The organism is Streptomyces sp. NPDC031554, assembly GCF_055580685.1.
Genome location: NZ_JBVIKX010000002.1, coordinates 278,570 through 294,428, shown reverse-complemented (window position 1 = coordinate 294,428; position 15,859 = coordinate 278,570). Strand labels below are relative to the sequence as shown.

Here is a 15,859-nt window from a genome sequence, read left to right as displayed (position 1 = left end):
CGCAGTGGCGTCAGGTGCCGCGCCTCCACTGCTGGTTGGCGCCTCCGTTGCAGGTGTACGTGATGACGGCGGCGGAGTTGGCGGTGGACGCGCCGTTCACGTCCAGGCACTCCCCGCTCGCGCGGGACCTGACGGTCACGTAGCCGCCCGACGCGGTGAGCGACCACTGCTGGGCGGTGGCGGTGGCGTCGCAGTCCTCCTGGGTGACGGTGTTCGCGTTCTCCCGCACGCACAGGGAACTGTTCCTGACGACCAACTGGTGGTAGCCGCCTGCGACCGGCTTGAACCAGTACCTCTGGTTGCCGCCGCCGTTGCAGTCGTACTGCTTGATCTGCGCGCCCTGCCAGAGGGACTGGCCGGTGACGTCGGCGCACCTGCCGGAGTGCCGGGCGATCAGCGTCTCGTACGCGGCGGCCGTGCCGGTGACCGTGCCCGCGGCGGTGTCGACCGTGACCTCCGGGGACCAGGTCAGCGACATCGAGGTCGGGGTCGGGAAGGTCACCGGCAGCCACACGTAGCGGGAGTCGTCGACGGTGCCGCCGAAGGAGTTGCCCCAGCGGTCGCCCAGGTAGAGGTAGGAGGTGCCCGAACTCCCCTGCACCGGAAGGACGTACGCCGTCTGCGAGCCGAACGCCGTCGAGTCACCGACGTTCGTCATCGCGGACCACGGGCCGGCCGGCGAGGTGGCGGTGGCGTACTGCTGCTGGTTGGGACTCCAGCCGGTCGCGCCCGAGGTCAGCATGAAGTAGACGTTCCCGCGCTTGAACAGCGCCGGGGCCTCGCGGTGCCCGCCGTGCCAGGGGTCGGCGACCAGACTCGCGACACCGGTGTAGTCGGCGGTGAGCCGGTAGATGTGGAGGTCGTAGTTCTCCCGGGCGGCGGAGACCATGTACCCGGCCCCGTCGGTGTCGACGAAGACGGTGATGTCGCGCGACATGTGCTGTCCGAGCGGGCGGAAGCTGCCCCGCCAGGCGTAGTCGCCGTCCACGGTGGCGGAGACGGCGACGGCGGCGCGGGCCTCGCCGTAGTCGGTGCCGTTCTCCTTGTGCATCCACATGACGAACATGCCGGTGGAGGCGTTGTACACGACCTTGGGCCGCTCGATGTTGGCGGTGGCCAGCTCCGGGTCGCTCGCCTCGGTCAGGACGTGGTTGCGGAACTCCCAGTTCTTCAGGTCGGTGGACCGGTAGGCGTCCACGTACCGGAACGTGTTGTCGGCGTTGCGGTTCTCGCCGAACCAGTAGTAGTAGGCGCCGACTTTGAGCACCCCGCCGCCGTGGGCGTGCACGGCGTTGCCCGAAGTGTCCGTGAACTGGACGCCGTTGGCGACGGCCTGGGGAGCGGCCTGCGCCGGACCCGCGGTGGCGAGGGTGCCGGTCAGCGCCAGGCAGAGGGCGAGCAGGACCGCGTACGCACGTCTCAAGTCACGCACTTCCCTTCGAGGACGAGGGACGGACCGCACGCGGCCACCCCTCGCCCGGGGGCCGTTCCCGCCACGGGCCCTCTTCGGACGTCCGAGACCGCGAACAGCATGTGGAATGACGAACGCCGAAAAGGTAAGGGCGCGTCACAGGGAGGTCAACGGGTTCGACGGAACAAGAGGGAAAGCCCTTTCAGGTCCGTTCCGGAACCCCTTCCCGACAGCCGCCACGACGGCTCGGCCGGGCGTGTCGACAGCAGGGCCGGCCCCGGGCCCGATGCCGGAGCCGATGCCAGGGCGGTGTCAGCGCCGGCATCAGGGCTGATCCGCTCGCACTCCACCGCCGACGCGCGTACTCCCGACGGAGCGCGCGCACTCCCGACGGAGAACGGCGGACGTGCCGGGTTCGCCTGGGCCGTCGGGTCCGTCGGGTCTGTCGGGTCCGTCGGGCACACCCCTCCGTCCGGTCCGGGCGGGCGTTCGCGGGCCGCGGCGAGGGAGCCGGGGCATCAGCACCGCCCCGTGTCCGATGTACCGCTCGGCGTCCGGCGCACCGCCCGGCGCCCGACGCACCGCCCTACGCCCGACATACCGCATGGTGGGCGTTGCGTTCACCATGCGGACACCGCCGGGTCGGTCGGCGCCGCTTCGACTAGCGTCGGGACATGACCAGCGCCGCCCCCTCCCCGTCCGGTCCCTCCGCGCACGGCGGCCCGGCCCACGCCCCTGCGGCGCGGGCCTCCGGTCCGCGCCGGGCCGGGCTCGCCGCGGCGCTCGCCGCCGGGACGGTCGTCCTCGACGGTGGCATGTCCAACCAGCTGGAGTCCGCCGGACACGATCTGAGCGACGAGCTGTGGTCGGCGCGGCTGCTCGCGGAGCGGCCCGGGGCGATCACCGAGGCGCACCTCGCCTACTTCGCGGCGGGCGCGGACGTGGCCATCACCTCCAGCTACCAGGCGACCTTCGAGGGCTTCGCGAGGCGCGGGACCGGCCGCGAGGAGGCGGCCCGGCTGCTCGTGCTGAGCGTGGAGCTGGCGCGGGAGGCGGCCCGGCAGGCCCGGGACGGGGGCGTTCGCCGACCGTTGTGGGTGGCGGCGTCGGTGGGGCCGTACGGGGCGATGCTCGCGGACGGTGCCGAGTACCGGGGCCGTTACGGGCTGACGGTGGACGAGCTGGAGCGGTTCCACCGGCCCCGGCTGGAGGTGCTGGCGGCCGCCGGGCCGGACGTGCTGGCGCTGGAGACCGTGCCGGACGCGGAGGAGGCCGAGGCGCTGCTGCGGGCGGTGCGCGGACTGGGCGTGCCGGCTTGGCTGTCGTACAGCGTCGCGGGCGGCCGCACCCGCGCCGGGCAGCCGCTGGCGGAGGCGTTCGCCCTGGCCGCGGAGGCGGACGAGGTGATCGCGGTCGGGGTGAACTGCTGTGCCCCCGAGGACGTCGAGAGCGCCGTGACGACCGCGGCGCGGGTGACCGGCAAGCCGGTCGTCGTCTACCCCAACAGCGGCGAGGCCTGGGACGCCGGGGCCCGCGCCTGGAACGGCCGCCCGACGTTCGCCCCCGAGCAGGTCCTGGCCTGGCGGGACGCGGGCGCCCGGCTGATCGGCGGCTGCTGCCGGGTCGGTCCGGACGCGGTCGCGTCCATCGCGCGGACGCTGACCGCGGCCTGACCGGCACAGGGCGGCCGGCGGGACGGTGGGCCGGTGGGCGGCCCCGGCCGCCGGCACGGAACCGACGGTGGGCCGGTGGGCGGCCCCGGCCGGCACGGAACGGACGGTGAGCCGGCGAGCGCCGGACGGCGGTGGCCGGTGCGGCGCCGCGGCGGCCGGGGAGTCAGTCCCGGCCGACGCCTCCGGCGCGGCGCAGACGGCGGACCACCGCGCGCATCTCCGCACCGCGCGGCGTCCGGCCGGGCCGGACGCCCGGGGAGGCGGACGGCGGGGGTGTCCGGGTCCCGCGCACACCCTGCGGCGCCTCCCCCGGCTCTTCCCACCCTTCTCGCTCTTCCGGCGCTTCCGGTCCTTCCGGCGTTTCCCCTTGTTCCGGCGCTTCCCCTTCTTCCGGCGCTTCCGGGCCTTCCGCGGCCCGGCGGGCGTCGGTCGACCACAGCGCGAGCGCACGGTCCCGCAGACCGAGTTCCGTGTACGGGGTCCTGTCGCCCTCGCCGAAGACCCGTACCGGATGCGCCGGGTCCCAGGGCTCCCAGCCGGGATCGCCCGTCGCGACGAACCGCACCCACGCGCCGTGCATCGCGTCGGCCAGGTCCTGCGGAGCACCGTCCCCGGCCAGCCTCGCGGAATCGGGCAGGTCCCCGGTGTCGAAGACGAAGCCCAGCTCCAGGGCGTGGCAGGCGCCGAGGCCCGGCCGCAGCGACGGCCAGGCGAACTCGTACACGTACGACGAACCCGGGCGGGCGTCGGCCAGCCGCTGGAGCGGCAGCCGCAGCAGGTGGTCGGTGACCATCTGCCCGACCGTCTCGGCGGTCCCCGCCCCGGGGTACAGGGTCCGGTAGCCGCGCGGCACCTCGTGGCCGCAGCGGCAGCGGGCCATGGCGCCCGCCACGGCGACGGCGCCGAGGCGGTCCACCCGTTCCAGCAGGCCGCCCGGGACGAGCCACAGCCGGTACTCGTCGCGGGTCCAGCCGAGCAGCAGGTCGGTGCCGCGCGCCGCGTCGCCGTCGACGAGGGCGTCGAGCGGGTGGCGCGGCACGAGGTCCCCGTCGACGACGATCCCGAAGGCGGGTCCGCCGAGCAACGGGCTGCCGAGCCGGCCGATCTCGGCCTGGGTACGCAGCAGCAGGTCCCGGTCGACGGCGGCGAAGGCCTCGGCGGTGGCCGGGACCTTCAGCCGGTTCGCCATCCGGCGGACCATGCGCCGCACCTTGTCCCGTTCGAGGGCCTCCGGCGCCCCGCTCTGCAGCACCGCCCTGCGGAACAGGCCCTGTGCCTGCGGGGCGGCGATCAGGGCGCCGGCGCTGATCGCGCCGGCGGACTGCCCGGCGAGGGTGACCAGCGACGGGTCGCCGCCGAAGGCCTCGATCGACTCGTTCACCCAGCGCAGCGCCGCGAGCTGGTCACGCAGGCCCGGGTTGGCGGGAGCGTCCGGGAACAGCCCGTAGCCCTCCACGCCCAGCCGGTGGTTGACCGAGACGAACACGACGCCGTCGCGCGCGAAGTGCCGCCCGTCGTACACGGGCACCGCCGAGGAGCCCCGGGTCAGTGCGCCCCCGTGGAACCACACCAGGACCGGCAGCCGCGCGCCCCGGCCGGGCCCGGGCGTCCAGACGTTCAGGTTGAGACAGTCGTCCCCCGGCACGAACGGGTCGGACAGGTACGCGGCGAAGGCCTCGGAGTACGGCGGTTTCGGCGCCGTGGGCCCGAAGGCGCCGGCGTCGCGCACGCCGTCCCAGGGCTCGGGCGGCTCCGGAGGCGCGAAGCGGCGGGGCCCGAACGGGGGCGCCGCGTACGGGATCCCCCGGAAGACCGCGACCCCGTCCTCGTGCCGGCCGCGCACCGCCCCGTACGGGGTCGCGACCACGGGATCGCGCCGAGCCCCGGTACCGGGTTCCGCCTGGTCCGCCGTCATCCGCCCACCAGCCCTTCGCCACAGTCGTGCGCCGGTGACCTCAGAGCACCACAGTGACGCGCGGAATTCCGGCGCACAAGTCTCCCGCGGGGCTGTTCGGCGCATCCGAGCCCAGCCCCACCCCGGCGGGCACCGTCCCGCCGGGGACTCACCGACACCGCCCGGCCCGACACCGTCCGGCCCGACGTCGCCCGGCCCGACGTCGCCTCGTGCCGGCGCCACCTCGTGCCGGGCCGGCCCGCACGGCGGCGAACCGCACTGCGGCGGCCGTGCCCCTGGCCCACGAGGTGCGCCGTGCGGACCTGGCCCGGGTGGGCCTGAGCCGCCCGGCCGCCCGGTCAGCCGTCCGCCCGTCCGCGACGGTTCCGCCGGGGTGGGGACCGTCCGCGCCCGCACGGCCGTTCCCCACGTCTTCACGCCGGGCCGAGTCGGATCTAGGATAGCAAGCGCTTTCTGCGAGCCACCGGTCAGGATCGGCTCCGAAAGGGCGGTGGTCGAACTTTCGCTGGCCCTCGGGCGGGCCGGAGAGGTGGTTCCCGATGGTCCGCACGGGCAGTGCGAGCGTGGCAGCGGCCGGGCCGACCCTGGCGGTCGTGGCCCGCGAGGCGGGGGTCTCCGTGCCCACCGCCTCGAAAGTGGTCAACGGCCGCGAGGACGTGGCCCCCGAGACCCGCCGCCGTGTCACCGAGGCGCTGGACCGGCTCGGTTACGTGCGCAGACCCCGTTTCGACCCGACGAAACCGCCCCGGCTCGTCGATCTCGTGGTGCGCTCCCTGGCCAGCTCCTGGTCGGGCGCGGTCCTGCACGGTGTGGAGGAGGCGGCGCACGACGCGGGCCTGGACGTGGTCGTCTCGGCCGCCCTGTCCCGCACCCGGGCGGGCCGTCCGCAGCGGGGCTGGCTGGACAAGCTCACCGCGCGCGGCTCGGCCGGCGTGCTGTTCGACCTGGCCGAGCTGACGGAGTCCCAGTACCTGTGGCTGGAGCAGCACCGGATCCCGTTCGTGATGATCGACCCGGTGGTGGAGCCGCCGCCGGGCGTGGTGTCGGTGGGCGCGGCGAACTGGCAGGGGGGCGTGACGGCCACCGAGCACCTGCTGGGCCTCGGTCACGAGCGGATCGCGGTGATCGCCGGAGCGCGCCGCAGGATGTGCAGCACCGCCCGCGTGGCCGGTTACCGTTCCGCGCTGGCCTCGGCGGGCCTCGGTCACCTGCCGGAGTACGTCCGCCACGCCGGCTTCGACGAGTCGGTGGCCCGTCACCGCATGCGCGAGCTGCTCGACCTGCCCGAGCCGCCGACGGCCGTCTTCGTGTGCTCCGACCGGATGGCGCTCGGTGTGTACGAGGCCCTGGCGGAACGCGGATTACGGGTCCCGGACGACATCAGCGTGGTCGGCTTCGACGATCTGCCCGAGGCCCGCTGGGCCACACCGGCCCTGACGACCGTCCGCCAGCCGCTGACCGAGATGGCGGCGACGGCCCTGCGGCTGCTGGTGCGGATGATGGACGGCGAGCACCCGGAGGGGACGCGCACGGAGCTGTCCACGCGGCTGGTGGAGCGGTCGAGCACCGCGCCACCGGGCCGGTAGCCGGCACAGCACCACCGGCACCGGGCCGGTGACGCGTCCGGCGGCACCGGCCCGCGGTCCGTCCGGGCCGCCCGCACCCCGCCCCGGCGGCCCGGCACCCCGGCGGCCCGGACGGCCCGGAACGCTCCAGGTGGTCGAGGCGGACCGGGGCGCGGACGTCACGCGAGCCGCGCGTCCGCACACCGCCTCATTCCGCCACCCCGGCCGCCCATCCGATCCCGCCGCGCAGATGGGCCACGAAGCCGGGGTCCCGGTAGGCCTCGGACGTGTGGCCGAGAGCGGTGTAGAAGACGCGGCCCGCGCCCTGTTCGCGGCACCAGGCCAGCGGGTGGTCGGGGCCCATCCCGCCGCCGTCGTAGGAGGACTCGTCGGCGGTGACCAGCACGCGGACGCGGCCTCGCCCCCCGTCCCGCCCCCGCCCCCGCCCCCGGGGGTTGGTGCGGAAGTCGTACCACTCGTCGGTGAGGTCCCAGACGGCCGGCAGGTGGCGGGTGGCGGGATGCCCGTGGTCCTCGACGAGCGCCCTGCCGGGCTGGAGGGCGGGATGGCGGGCGAAGCGGGCGCCGAGGAGTTCGCCGTAGTACGGCCAGTCGTACTCGGTGCAGGCCGCCGCGTGCACGCCGGCGAAACCGCCGCCCGAGTCGACGTACCGGGCGAGGCGCTCCCGCCCGGCCGGGGTCAGCACCTCGCCGCTGGTGGAGAGGAAGACCACGGCCGCGTACCCGTCCAGCGGCGCTTCCAGGGCCGCCGGGTCCTCGGTGTGGTCGACGGCGAACTCCCCCGGCGCGCGCAGGGCGGCCACGGCGTCCGGGATGCAGTCGTGGCGGTAGTCGGCGGTACGGGTGTACACGAGCAGGCGGGCGGTCATGCCACCCGACTCTATGCGGGGCGGCGTGGGCTCTCCGGGGCGGCGTCCCGGGTTCCGGGCGAGGGTCTCGGTGGAGGCGGCGGGCACCCGGAACGGACCGCGGACCCGTCACCCGGCACCCGGCCGGTCCCGCCGCCCGGCGCCGGCCGCGCGGTGTCTCAGCCGCCCGCGTCGACGTCGTTGTCGGGAGCCCCGTCGCCGAACGACGGCAGGTCGCCGCGCTCCACCGGTTCGCCGCCGGCCGGTGCGGACGGCAGGAGGGTGTCGAGTTCGTCGGCGGAGGGGCGGCGCAGGTGATCGACGGCCTCGCGCAGGACGTCGCGGGGGACGTCCGTGCCGCCGACGCGGATGACGAAGTCCTCCTTCGGGACGGCGTACTCCGCCCACTGCCCGGCGCTGCGGTACCAGGCGTCGCCGTCGCGGACGCAGGTGACGGGTGTCGTGGCCTCCTCGGTGCCGGTTCGCCGTTCGCAGGTGGCGTCGGTCATCGTGCCCCGGTCGACGCCGAGCCGCACCTGCGTCCCCTTCCGCGAGGAGACGTAGACGGCGGAGAAGCCGTCGTCGCCGAGCACGCCGACGGACTGCTGCGCGAGCGTGTGACCGGGGGCGTCGGTGGTGTACACCGCCTCCGGCGCGATGCCCAGGGCCTGGGCGCGGGAGGCCAGTTCGGCGGGGTCGGCGGGGTCGGCGGCGCCGGCGTGCTCGCTGCCGCAGGCGGTGAGCAGCACGGACCCCAGCAGCAGCGCCGGAAACAGACGCGCGGTACGGATCATCCGGCCATCCTGCCGCACGGGTGTTCCACGGTCGCGGTGTTTCCGGTGACCGGGCGCGTAGTCTCGGGCGGGATGAACACCGTTCCGGCACGACTCGATCACCTCGTGCTCGCGACCCGTGATCTGGCGGGCACGGTCGCCGAGTTCGCCCGGCGCACGGGCGTGACCCCCGCTCCGGGTGGCGTGCACCTCGGTCTCGGTACCCGCAACCACCTGGTGGGGCTGGGCGGTCGCGCGTACCTGGAGATCATCGGCCCGGATCCGGCGCAGCCCGCGCCGAGGGGTCCGCGGCCCTTCGGCGTGGACGGGCTCGACTCCCCGAGGCTCCTCACCTGGGCGATCAGCCCGCCCGACCTGGACGCGGCCGTGGAGTCCGTCCGCCGCCGGGGCTACGACCCCGGCGAGATCCGCGGCATGAGCAGGCGGCGCCCCGACGGCACCCTGCTGGAGTGGCGGCTGACCGACGGCGGCACCCCGCACCCGTCCGGCCTGGTCCCCTTCCTGATCGACTGGGGCGGTACGGCCCACCCGTCCGCGTCCGGTCTGCCGGTCACCCCCCTGCTGGAGCTGACGGCCACGGCCCCGGACCCCGGCGAGGTCCGCGCCCTGCTGACCGCGCTCGGCACCGGCCTCGTCCTCCGTGAGGGGCCGCCGGGCTTCTCCTGCACGGTGGCCACGCCGAACGGCCCGGTCGTCTTCACCTGACGAGCGGGACGGCACGAGCGCGGTGGACGGGCCCCGCGCGCGGACGGCCCGCGCGCCCCGGCGTGTCCGTTTCCTTCAAGACCCGTCGGGCGGCGCCGCCTACGGTGGGCCGCATGAGTCCACGATTCGATGCCGTCGGCCTGGTCGTCTCCGACATGGCCGCCTCCGTCACCTTCTACCGTCGGCTCGGCTTCGCCTTTCCCGAGGGCGCCGAGCGCGAGCCGCACGCCGAGGCCCCGCTGCCGGGCGGGACGAGACTGCTGCTGGACACCGAGGACACCGTCCGCTCCTTCCACCCCGGCCGGCGGACCCCGGCCCGGGGCGGCCGGCACTCCCTCGCGCTGCGCTGCGAGGACCCGGCCGAGGTCGACGCGGTGTACGAGGAACTGGTGGGGGCCGGGTACGCGGGCGAGCTGAAGCCGTGGGACGCCTTCTGGGGTCAGCGGTACGCCGTCGTACAGGACCCGGACGGTCACGAGGTCGACCTGTTCGCCCCCCTGACCGCGCGGCCCTGACCTCACACCCCCGACGACCCCCTCCTCCCCGGCCTCACCGGCCCAGCAGCACCGTCGGCGTCATGCCGCTCAGCTCCCTCACGTCCCGGGTGAAGTGCGCCTGGTCGGCGTAACCGGCGCGGATCGCGGTGTCGGCGTAGGGGACGCCCCGCCGGGCCAGGGCCAGGGCGCGCTGGAGCCGCAGGACGCGGGCCAGTGTCTTGGGGCCGTAGCCGAAGGCGTGCAGGGAACGCCGGTGCAACTGCCGCGGACCGAGCCGGACCTCGTCCGCGACGGTGGCGACCGGGCGGCCCTCCGCGAGCGCGGTCACCAGCCGGCGCAGCTCGGGATCGGGCGGGGCGGCCCGCTCGAGGACCAGTTCCTCCAGCGCGGTCGCCGGGTCCCCCGCGGCTCCGATGCCGGCGCACAGCCGCCGTACCCTCGCCGCGGGCCACAGGTCGGCCAGCTCCACCCGCCGGTCGCGCAGTTCGTGGGCGGGCACCCCGAGGAGGGCGGGCGCGGTGCCGGGGTAGAGGCGCACGCCCGCCCAGGCCGTGGCCGAGCCCTCGGGGAGGTGCGCGCGGGTGTCGGGGCCGGCGACGAGCAGCCTGCCCTCGTTCCACAACAGGTCCATGCAGCCGTCGGGCAGCACGGGACGCGGGACACCCCCCGTCGGGGTGCTGGTCCACACCACCGCGCCGGCGAGCCGGGAGGGCCGTTCCGCGTACACGCCGCCCAGGCTACGCGCCGCCCGCGGGAAGGGCGGCGTCGCCTACTTCTCGGGGGGCCGGCACTCCTCGCCGCCCCCGTTCCCCTTCGGCGAGGTCTTCACGTGGGTGCGCAGCCGGCCCGTGACGTCCTCCGGGGGCAGGAACCGCGACCACCGTTCGGGGAACTCGGAGGGCATGTCGGGGTCGTCGGGGTCCTCGTGGACGCGGGCGGCGGCCACCCGGGCGACGTACTCGGCGGCCTCCTCCTGCCGCAGCCGCTCGTTGGCGTCACGGGCGGCGGCCGTCGCGGCGGCCGGCCAGACGCGGTCGATGGCGGCGTTCATGGCGGCGCCGACGAGCACGGCGAACGCGGACACGCCGATCCACAGCAGGACGGCGACGGCGGCGGCGAGGGAGCCGTAGATGGTGGCCCCCTCGATGGTGTTCTCCAGGTAGATGCGGAGCAGGAAGCTGCCGAGCACCCACATGGCCAGGGCGACCAGCGCGCCGGGCACGTCCTCGATCCACGGGGAGCGCACCGGCACGGACACGTGGTAGAGCGTGGTCAGGAAGGCGATCGACAGGACGATCACGACGGGCCAGTAGAGGACCTGGACGACCGTCGCCGACCAGGGGACGATCCGTACGACGGCGTCGGGTCCGGCGACCATCAGGGGCAGCGCGATCGAGCCGATCAGCAGCGCGGCGACGAACAGCAGGAACGCCACCAGCCGGGTCTTGACGATGCCGCGCACGCCGTCGAGGCCGTACATGACGGTGATCGTGTCTATGAAGACGTTCACCGCGCGCGAGCCGGACCACAGGGCGAACAGGAAGCCGATGGAGATGACGTCGGGCCGGCCGCCCTTCATCACGTCGTCGAGGATCGGCTGGGCGATCTGCGCGACGCCCTTCTCGGACAGGACGGTGCGCGAGGCGTCGAGGAGGTTGGACTCCAGGCTGCTGATGGTGTCGGTGCCGGTCCAGTCGTCGACGTAGCCGAGCAGCCCGATGAGGCTGAGCAGCAGCGGCGGCACGGACAGCAGCGTGAAGAAGGCGGCCTCGGCGGCGAGGCCGAGGATGCGGTACTCGATGCAGGAGTCGACGGTGTCCTTGACCAGCAGCCAGGCGGTCCTGCGCTTGGAGACGTTCCGGTAGAGGGCACGGGCCCGATGGAGACGCCCGCCGGGTGCCTCGGGGTGCTCGGGTGACTGACTTGCTGGCTGCACGCCTTAAAGGTATCCGCCGTACGGAGCCGCACTCACCTCCGGTGGGGCCTGTCACCACGGGCGGGCCCCGCTGGCGCGTGCCCGGAACGTCCCGGGCACGTCCCGGCCCGGCCCCGTGCCAGCCTCCCGCGGCCATGACCGGTGGGCGCGCGGGTAGGTTCGCGGTATGGCAGGCAGTACGCACACCGTGACCAACCAGCCCCCTCCCCTCCTCGGGCACGACGTCTACGGCACCGACCGGGCCCTGGTGGCCGCGGTGGAACGGCACCTCGATCCGGAGCTGCTCGACGAGGCGCACGGCGAGCTGTCGGCGCTGGGCCGGGCCGCCGGGTCGGCCCAGCTGCAGGAGTGGGCGGTGCAGGCGAACGAGAATCCGCCCGAGCTGCGCACGCACGACCGCTACGGGCACCGCGTCGACGAGGTCGTCTTCCACCCCGCGTGGCACCGGCTGCTGGGCAAGGGGGTCGGCGCGGGGCTGACCTCGGCCTGGACGCGTCCGGGCGGACACGTGCGGCGGGCGGCGGGCTTCCTGGTGTGGACGCAGGTGGAGGCCGGGAACGGCTGTCCGCTGTCCATGACCCACGCGGCGGTGCCCGCGCTGCGCACCGACCCGGAGCTGGCGGCCGAGTGGGTGCCGCGGCTGACGTCCACGGTCTACGAACGGGAACTGCGGCCCGCCCGGCACAAGGCGGGCGCGCTGTTCGGGATGGGGATGACCGAGAAGCAGGGCGGCAGCGACGTCCGGGCGAACACGACGTCCGCGCGACCGCTGGCGGAGGCCGGCACCTACGTGCTGACGGGACACAAATGGTTCTGCTCGGCGCCGATGTCGGACGGTTTCCTGGTGCTGGCGCAGGCCCCGGGAGGACTGACGTGCTTCCTGGTGCCGCGGGTGCTGGAGGACGGCACGCGCAACCCGTTCCTGATCCAGCGCCTCAAGGACAAACCGGGCAACCGTTCGAACGCCTCCGCCGAGGTGGAGTTCGACGGGACGTGGGCCCGCCGGGTCGGTGAGGAGGGGCGCGGGGTGCGCACCGTCATCGACATGGTGGCGGCGACCCGGCTCGACTGCGTGCTGGGGTCGGCGGGGCTGATGCGGGCGGCCGTCGCCCAGGCGGTGCACCACTGCGCGCACCGGGAGGCGTTCGGCGGGAAACTCCTCGACAAGCCGTTGATGCGCAACGTGCTGGCCGACCTGGCGCTGGAGTCGGAGGCGGCGACGGTGCTGGGCCTGCGGCTCGCGGCGGCCTGCGACGACGGCGGCGAGCAGGAGCGGGCGCTGCTGCGGATCGCGGTGCCCGCCGCCAAGTACTGGGTGACCAAGCGCTGTACGCCGGTGACGGTGGAGGCCGCGGAGTGCCTGGGCGGCAACGGGTACGTGGAGGACTCGGGGATGCCCCGGCTGGTGCGCGAGTCGCCGCTGAACTCGGTCTGGGAGGGCGCGGGGAACGTCCAGGCGCTGGACGTGCTGCGGGCGCTGCGGCGCGAGCCGCAGGCGCTGAACGCCTTCCTCCAAGAGGTGGGGCGGGCGCGCGGGGCGGATCACCGGCTGGACGCGGCGATCAAGGACCTGCTGACCGAACTGGCCGATCTGGACGGCGCGGAGGCGCGGGCGCGGCGGATCGCGGAGCGTTTCGCGCTGGTGCTGCAGGGGTCGCTGCTCGTCCGGTTCGCGCCGCCGGAGGTGGCCGACGCGTTCTGCGCCGCACGGCTGGGCGGCGACGGCGGCGGCGCCTTCGGGACGCTGCCCCACACGCTGGACCTGCGGGCGGTCGTGGAACGGGCGCGGCCGGCGCCCTGACCGGCGCGGGCGCGGCCGTCGCCGTGACCGGAGGGGGGAGCGGGAGCGGGGGTGGTGCCGCGCCGACACGGCACCACCCCCGCGGCACGGCCCTGCGAGGCCGGGAACGCCGCCCGGGACGGCGTGCCCCAAGTTTCGGCCACCCGGCGGGAATTGACCAGGGGCGCGGCGGTGGCGACGCGGGAGGACCCCCGGCGCGGTCCGCGCCCGCCCGCAGGTCCGGCGTGTGGGGCGGCGTCCCGGGAACCGGCCCGCGGCACGGGGCCTTCCCCCGCGGACGACACAGCGGCTTCCGTACAGATACGGCGTCTTCGCCCCCCACGGCCACCGACTGCCGTAGCATCCCTCTACGGGTCACCCCACCTGCTCCTCGGGCAACGCAAGGATCGTCAGGCGCAGTTGGCCCGTCTCGGGAGGACGAATGAAGCAGCGTGGCCGACATCGCCGGCGCAGGCGGGGCAGGGTGCTGCGCGGTTTCCTGACGGGGACCGCCCTCGCGCTCACCGCCGCCGCCACCATGATCAGTGCCTCCCAGGCCACGGTCTCCGACGGTCCCGGCGCCCTCGAACCGCTCACGTCGTCCGCCGGCACGGCCGCGCTGCGGCTGACGGAGGAGGCGGTCCCGCCCGCCTCCCTGGACCGGCTCGCCGCGGGGATGGGCCCGTCCATCGGAGTCGACGAGGCGCTGAGCGGCGCCGCCCGTCCGCTGCGCGGCGCGGCCGGCTGCACCGAGGACGAGCGCGACGCCCTGCCCCTCTCCCCCGCGGCGACCCACGCGTACTGCTGGAACACCGACGACACCGCCGGCTGGGAGCCGGGCGCCGTCACCACCTCCGGCGACGCGGACGAGGACGGCCGCTGGGGCGCGCACCGGGTGATCGTCTCCGGCTGGTCGCGCGACTCCGGCCCGGTCGCCGACCGCGGCCTGGCCCGGGTGGCACTGGTGGACGCGGACGACATGGGCCGACTCTCCTACACCTGGGCGCTGCTGGCCGTCCCCGTGGACGGGGGGCGCGACTACCGGGGCCTGGTCTCCCGGGTCTCCGGCATGGTCTGGTACCAGGACAAGCTGCTGGTGACCGCCGGCGACGGGGACCGGGCCGCGCTGTACGTGTACGACGTCAACCGCATCCACCGGGCCACGGTCGCCGGCACGGCGGTCGGCCGGGTGCCCGGCGGCTGGTCGGCGCACGGTGCCCCGTACGTCCTGCCGGCCGTGGCCTCCTACCGTCCGGCCGGCGGTTCCGACGCCCCGCGCCCCACCACCGTCTCCCTGGACCGCAGCACCGCGCCGGACACCCTCGTCGCCGGGGAGTGGACCCTCGACGACGGTGACCGGGGCGCCCGGCTGTGGCGGTACGCCTTCGACACCGCGCCCGGCCGGGCCGGCCTCCTCGCCGGTGACCCGGCGGGCCGGGTCGGCGCGACGCAGGCGTACCGCACCGAGGTGAACGGGGTGCGCGGCGTGCTGTCGTACGACGACGGCTGGTACGTGAGCCGGGGCGCCGCCGAGGACGGGCGCGGGACGCTGTGGCGGCAGGACGCGGAGGGCGCGCGGGCCGCGCACTGCGGCGCCGACGACAGCCGGGACTGCTGGAGCCCGCGGACCGAGTCCCTGTCGTACTGGGCCCAGACCGGCGACGTGTGGACGCAGTCCGGCCGGGTGCTGTTCGCGCTGCCGCTGGCCTCGATCGACAGATCCGCGGAGTAGATGATTCCCTGGCGGGCATGACCGACATCCCCGTGACCACCTGGTCCCTGGAGCAGACCGCGCCGGGCGACCTCAGGCCGGCCGCCGCGCCCGAGGGCGACGTGCGGATCGTGCGCTCCGAAGTGGCCTCGCCCGAGTTCAGCCGTTTCCTGTACGCCTCCGTCGGCGGGGACATCCGCTGGATCGACCGGCTGGGCTGGACGTACGCGCGGTGGCGGGAGCACCTGGACCGGCCGGGCGTGGAGACCTGGGTGGCGTACGACCGGGGGACGCCCGCGGGGTACGTGGAGCTGGAAGCGCAGGACGAGGGGGCCGTCGAGATCGTCTACTTCGGGCTGGTCCCGGCCTTCCGCGGGCGGCGCATCGGCGGCCACCTGCTGTCGTACGGCGTCGCGCGCGCCTGGGACCTCGCGGACCGCTGGCCGGCGCTGCCGCCGACGAAGCGGGTGTGGCTGCACACGTGCAGCCTGGACGGCGAGCACGCGATGGACAACTACCGGCGCCGCGGGTTCAGGCTGTTCGACACCACGGTCGAGGAGCAGCCCGAAGTGGCCGCTCCGGGCCCCTGGCCGGGTGCATACCCCGTCTGACCTGGGTCGACAAGACACCCCGCACAGCATGTGACCGACACCACCCCGGTCTCACATAGCGGGACCATGGTGTCCACATGACGGACGAAGCTGGACTGTGTCCAGATCGCCGTGACACGCTTCCGTCATGTCTGGAACTGGAATTGCCTTGGTGAGTCGGCGGCACGTCGATCTCGGCCGCATGTCCAGCGCCATCTGTCCGGCGAGCTGACGAGCCGAAAGCCCCGCCGACAGCCCTCTCCAGCCTCCTCCTCGCGCAACGACGCGCACGCGTGCCCCCGTGCGCCCCGCCGCGCAGGTCAGGGCCGCCCGCACGGCACACGAGACCACCGTTCCTCATGGACGGCGCCCCGCGCCGCCCCCTTCCCGTCACTGTCCCGAAGGACGTATTCA

General features: G+C 75.0%; 14 protein-coding genes. 8 read left to right on the top strand and 6 right to left on the bottom strand.

Annotated elements, in window-relative coordinates:
* Nucleotides 1–10 precede the first annotated feature (10 nt).
* Entirely contained in the window at nt 11–1,423 is a 1,413-nt protein-coding gene (locus ACZ5FU_RS06725; protein ID WP_468834560.1) for an RICIN domain-containing protein, read from the bottom strand.
* A 662-nt stretch (nt 1,424–2,085) separates the two neighbouring features.
* Here ACZ5FU_RS06725 and mmuM point away from each other — a divergent pair.
* Nucleotides 2,086–3,084: a homocysteine S-methyltransferase gene (gene mmuM / locus ACZ5FU_RS06720; RefSeq protein ID WP_451529830.1), complete on the top strand. Its 999-nt coding sequence runs from the start codon at nt 2,086–2,088 to the stop codon at nt 3,082–3,084.
* A 163-nt stretch (nt 3,085–3,247) separates the two neighbouring features.
* Here the strand turns inward: mmuM and ACZ5FU_RS06715 are convergent, their stop codons facing one another.
* Nucleotides 3,248–4,999, bottom strand: a complete 1,752-nt coding sequence (locus tag ACZ5FU_RS06715; RefSeq protein WP_468834561.1) for a carboxylesterase/lipase family protein — start codon at nt 4,997–4,999, stop codon at nt 3,248–3,250.
* Nucleotides 5,000–5,538: 539 nt separating this feature from the next.
* Between ACZ5FU_RS06715 and ACZ5FU_RS06710 the strand changes: the two genes are divergently transcribed.
* Nucleotides 5,539–6,585, top strand: a complete 1,047-nt coding sequence (locus tag ACZ5FU_RS06710) for a LacI family DNA-binding transcriptional regulator (RefSeq protein WP_451529828.1) — start codon at nt 5,539–5,541, stop codon at nt 6,583–6,585.
* 187 nt (nt 6,586–6,772) lie between these two features.
* On the opposite strand, the gene ACZ5FU_RS06705 is transcribed toward ACZ5FU_RS06710, so the two are convergent.
* Both ACZ5FU_RS06705 and ACZ5FU_RS06700 read right to left on the bottom strand, forming a co-directional pair.
* The gene (locus ACZ5FU_RS06705) at nt 6,773–7,453 is read right to left on the bottom strand and encodes a ThuA domain-containing protein (RefSeq protein WP_468645048.1); all 681 of its coding nucleotides are present in this window, start codon (nt 7,451–7,453) and stop codon (nt 6,773–6,775) included.
* A 158-nt stretch (nt 7,454–7,611) separates the two neighbouring features.
* Entirely contained in the window at nt 7,612–8,226 is a 615-nt protein-coding gene (locus tag ACZ5FU_RS06700) for a hypothetical protein (RefSeq protein ID WP_451529826.1), read from the bottom strand.
* Nucleotides 8,227–8,298: 72 nt separating this feature from the next.
* On the opposite strand from ACZ5FU_RS06700, the gene ACZ5FU_RS06695 reads away from it, so the two are divergent.
* Nucleotides 8,299–8,931 carry a VOC family protein gene (locus ACZ5FU_RS06695; RefSeq protein ID WP_451529825.1) on the top strand — a complete coding sequence of 211 codons (633 nt, stop codon included), beginning with the start codon at nt 8,299–8,301 and terminating at the stop codon, nt 8,929–8,931.
* A 113-nt stretch (nt 8,932–9,044) separates the two neighbouring features.
* Nucleotides 9,045–9,446: a VOC family protein gene (locus tag ACZ5FU_RS06690; protein WP_451529824.1), complete on the top strand. Its 402-nt coding sequence runs from the start codon at nt 9,045–9,047 to the stop codon at nt 9,444–9,446.
* 34 nt (nt 9,447–9,480) lie between these two features.
* On the opposite strand, the gene ACZ5FU_RS06685 is transcribed toward ACZ5FU_RS06690, so the two are convergent.
* Entirely contained in the window at nt 9,481–10,155 is a 675-nt protein-coding gene (locus tag ACZ5FU_RS06685; protein WP_451529823.1) for a helix-turn-helix transcriptional regulator, read from the bottom strand.
* Between the two features lie 42 nt (nt 10,156–10,197).
* Nucleotides 10,198–11,364, bottom strand: coding sequence for a YihY/virulence factor BrkB family protein (locus ACZ5FU_RS06680; protein WP_451529822.1), 1,167 nt, complete (start codon nt 11,362–11,364; stop codon nt 10,198–10,200).
* Between the two features lie 166 nt (nt 11,365–11,530).
* Here ACZ5FU_RS06680 and ACZ5FU_RS06675 point away from each other — a divergent pair, with 166 nt between their 5' ends.
* The 4 genes from ACZ5FU_RS06675 (at nt 11,531) to ACZ5FU_RS06660 (ending at nt 15,677) form a co-directional block, all read left to right on the top strand.
* Entirely contained in the window at nt 11,531–13,165 is a 1,635-nt protein-coding gene (locus tag ACZ5FU_RS06675; RefSeq protein ID WP_451529821.1) for an acyl-CoA dehydrogenase family protein, read from the top strand.
* Between the two features lie 421 nt (nt 13,166–13,586).
* On the top strand, nt 13,587–14,876 hold the full coding sequence (locus ACZ5FU_RS06670; RefSeq protein ID WP_451529820.1) for a hypothetical protein: 1,290 nt from the start codon (nt 13,587–13,589) through the stop codon (nt 14,874–14,876).
* Nucleotides 14,877–14,893: 17 nt separating this feature from the next.
* Entirely contained in the window at nt 14,894–15,466 is a 573-nt protein-coding gene (locus ACZ5FU_RS06665; RefSeq protein WP_469044920.1) for a GNAT family N-acetyltransferase, read from the top strand.
* A gap of 127 nt (nt 15,467–15,593) precedes the next feature.
* The gene (locus ACZ5FU_RS06660; protein ID WP_309486338.1) at nt 15,594–15,677 is read left to right on the top strand and encodes a putative leader peptide; all 84 of its coding nucleotides are present in this window, start codon (nt 15,594–15,596) and stop codon (nt 15,675–15,677) included.
* Nucleotides 15,678–15,859 lie beyond the last annotated feature (182 nt).

Bases quoted from the DNA above. Each gene is read 5' to 3' on its own strand.
- ACZ5FU_RS06700 (WP_451529826.1), bottom strand. From the start codon at position 8,226: ATGATCCGTACCGCGCGTCTGTTTCCGGCGCTGCTGCTGGGGTCCGTG.
- ACZ5FU_RS06675 (WP_451529821.1), top strand. From the start codon at position 11,531: ATGGCAGGCAGTACGCACACCGTGACCAACCAGCCCCCTCCCCTCCTC.
- ACZ5FU_RS06660 (WP_309486338.1), top strand. From the start codon at position 15,594: ATGTCTGGAACTGGAATTGCCTTGGTGAGTCGGCGGCACGTCGATCTC.
- ACZ5FU_RS06690 (WP_451529824.1), top strand. From the start codon at position 9,045: ATGAGTCCACGATTCGATGCCGTCGGCCTGGTCGTCTCCGACATGGCC.
- ACZ5FU_RS06665 (WP_469044920.1), top strand. From the start codon at position 14,894: ATGACCGACATCCCCGTGACCACCTGGTCCCTGGAGCAGACCGCGCCG.
- mmuM (WP_451529830.1), top strand. From the start codon at position 2,086: ATGACCAGCGCCGCCCCCTCCCCGTCCGGTCCCTCCGCGCACGGCGGC.
- ACZ5FU_RS06715 (WP_468834561.1), bottom strand. From the start codon at position 4,999: ATGACGGCGGACCAGGCGGAACCCGGTACCGGGGCTCGGCGCGATCCC.
- ACZ5FU_RS06670 (WP_451529820.1), top strand. From the start codon at position 13,587: ATGAAGCAGCGTGGCCGACATCGCCGGCGCAGGCGGGGCAGGGTGCTG.
- ACZ5FU_RS06710 (WP_451529828.1), top strand. From the start codon at position 5,539: ATGGTCCGCACGGGCAGTGCGAGCGTGGCAGCGGCCGGGCCGACCCTG.
- ACZ5FU_RS06705 (WP_468645048.1), bottom strand. From the start codon at position 7,453: ATGACCGCCCGCCTGCTCGTGTACACCCGTACCGCCGACTACCGCCAC.
- ACZ5FU_RS06695 (WP_451529825.1), top strand. From the start codon at position 8,299: ATGAACACCGTTCCGGCACGACTCGATCACCTCGTGCTCGCGACCCGT.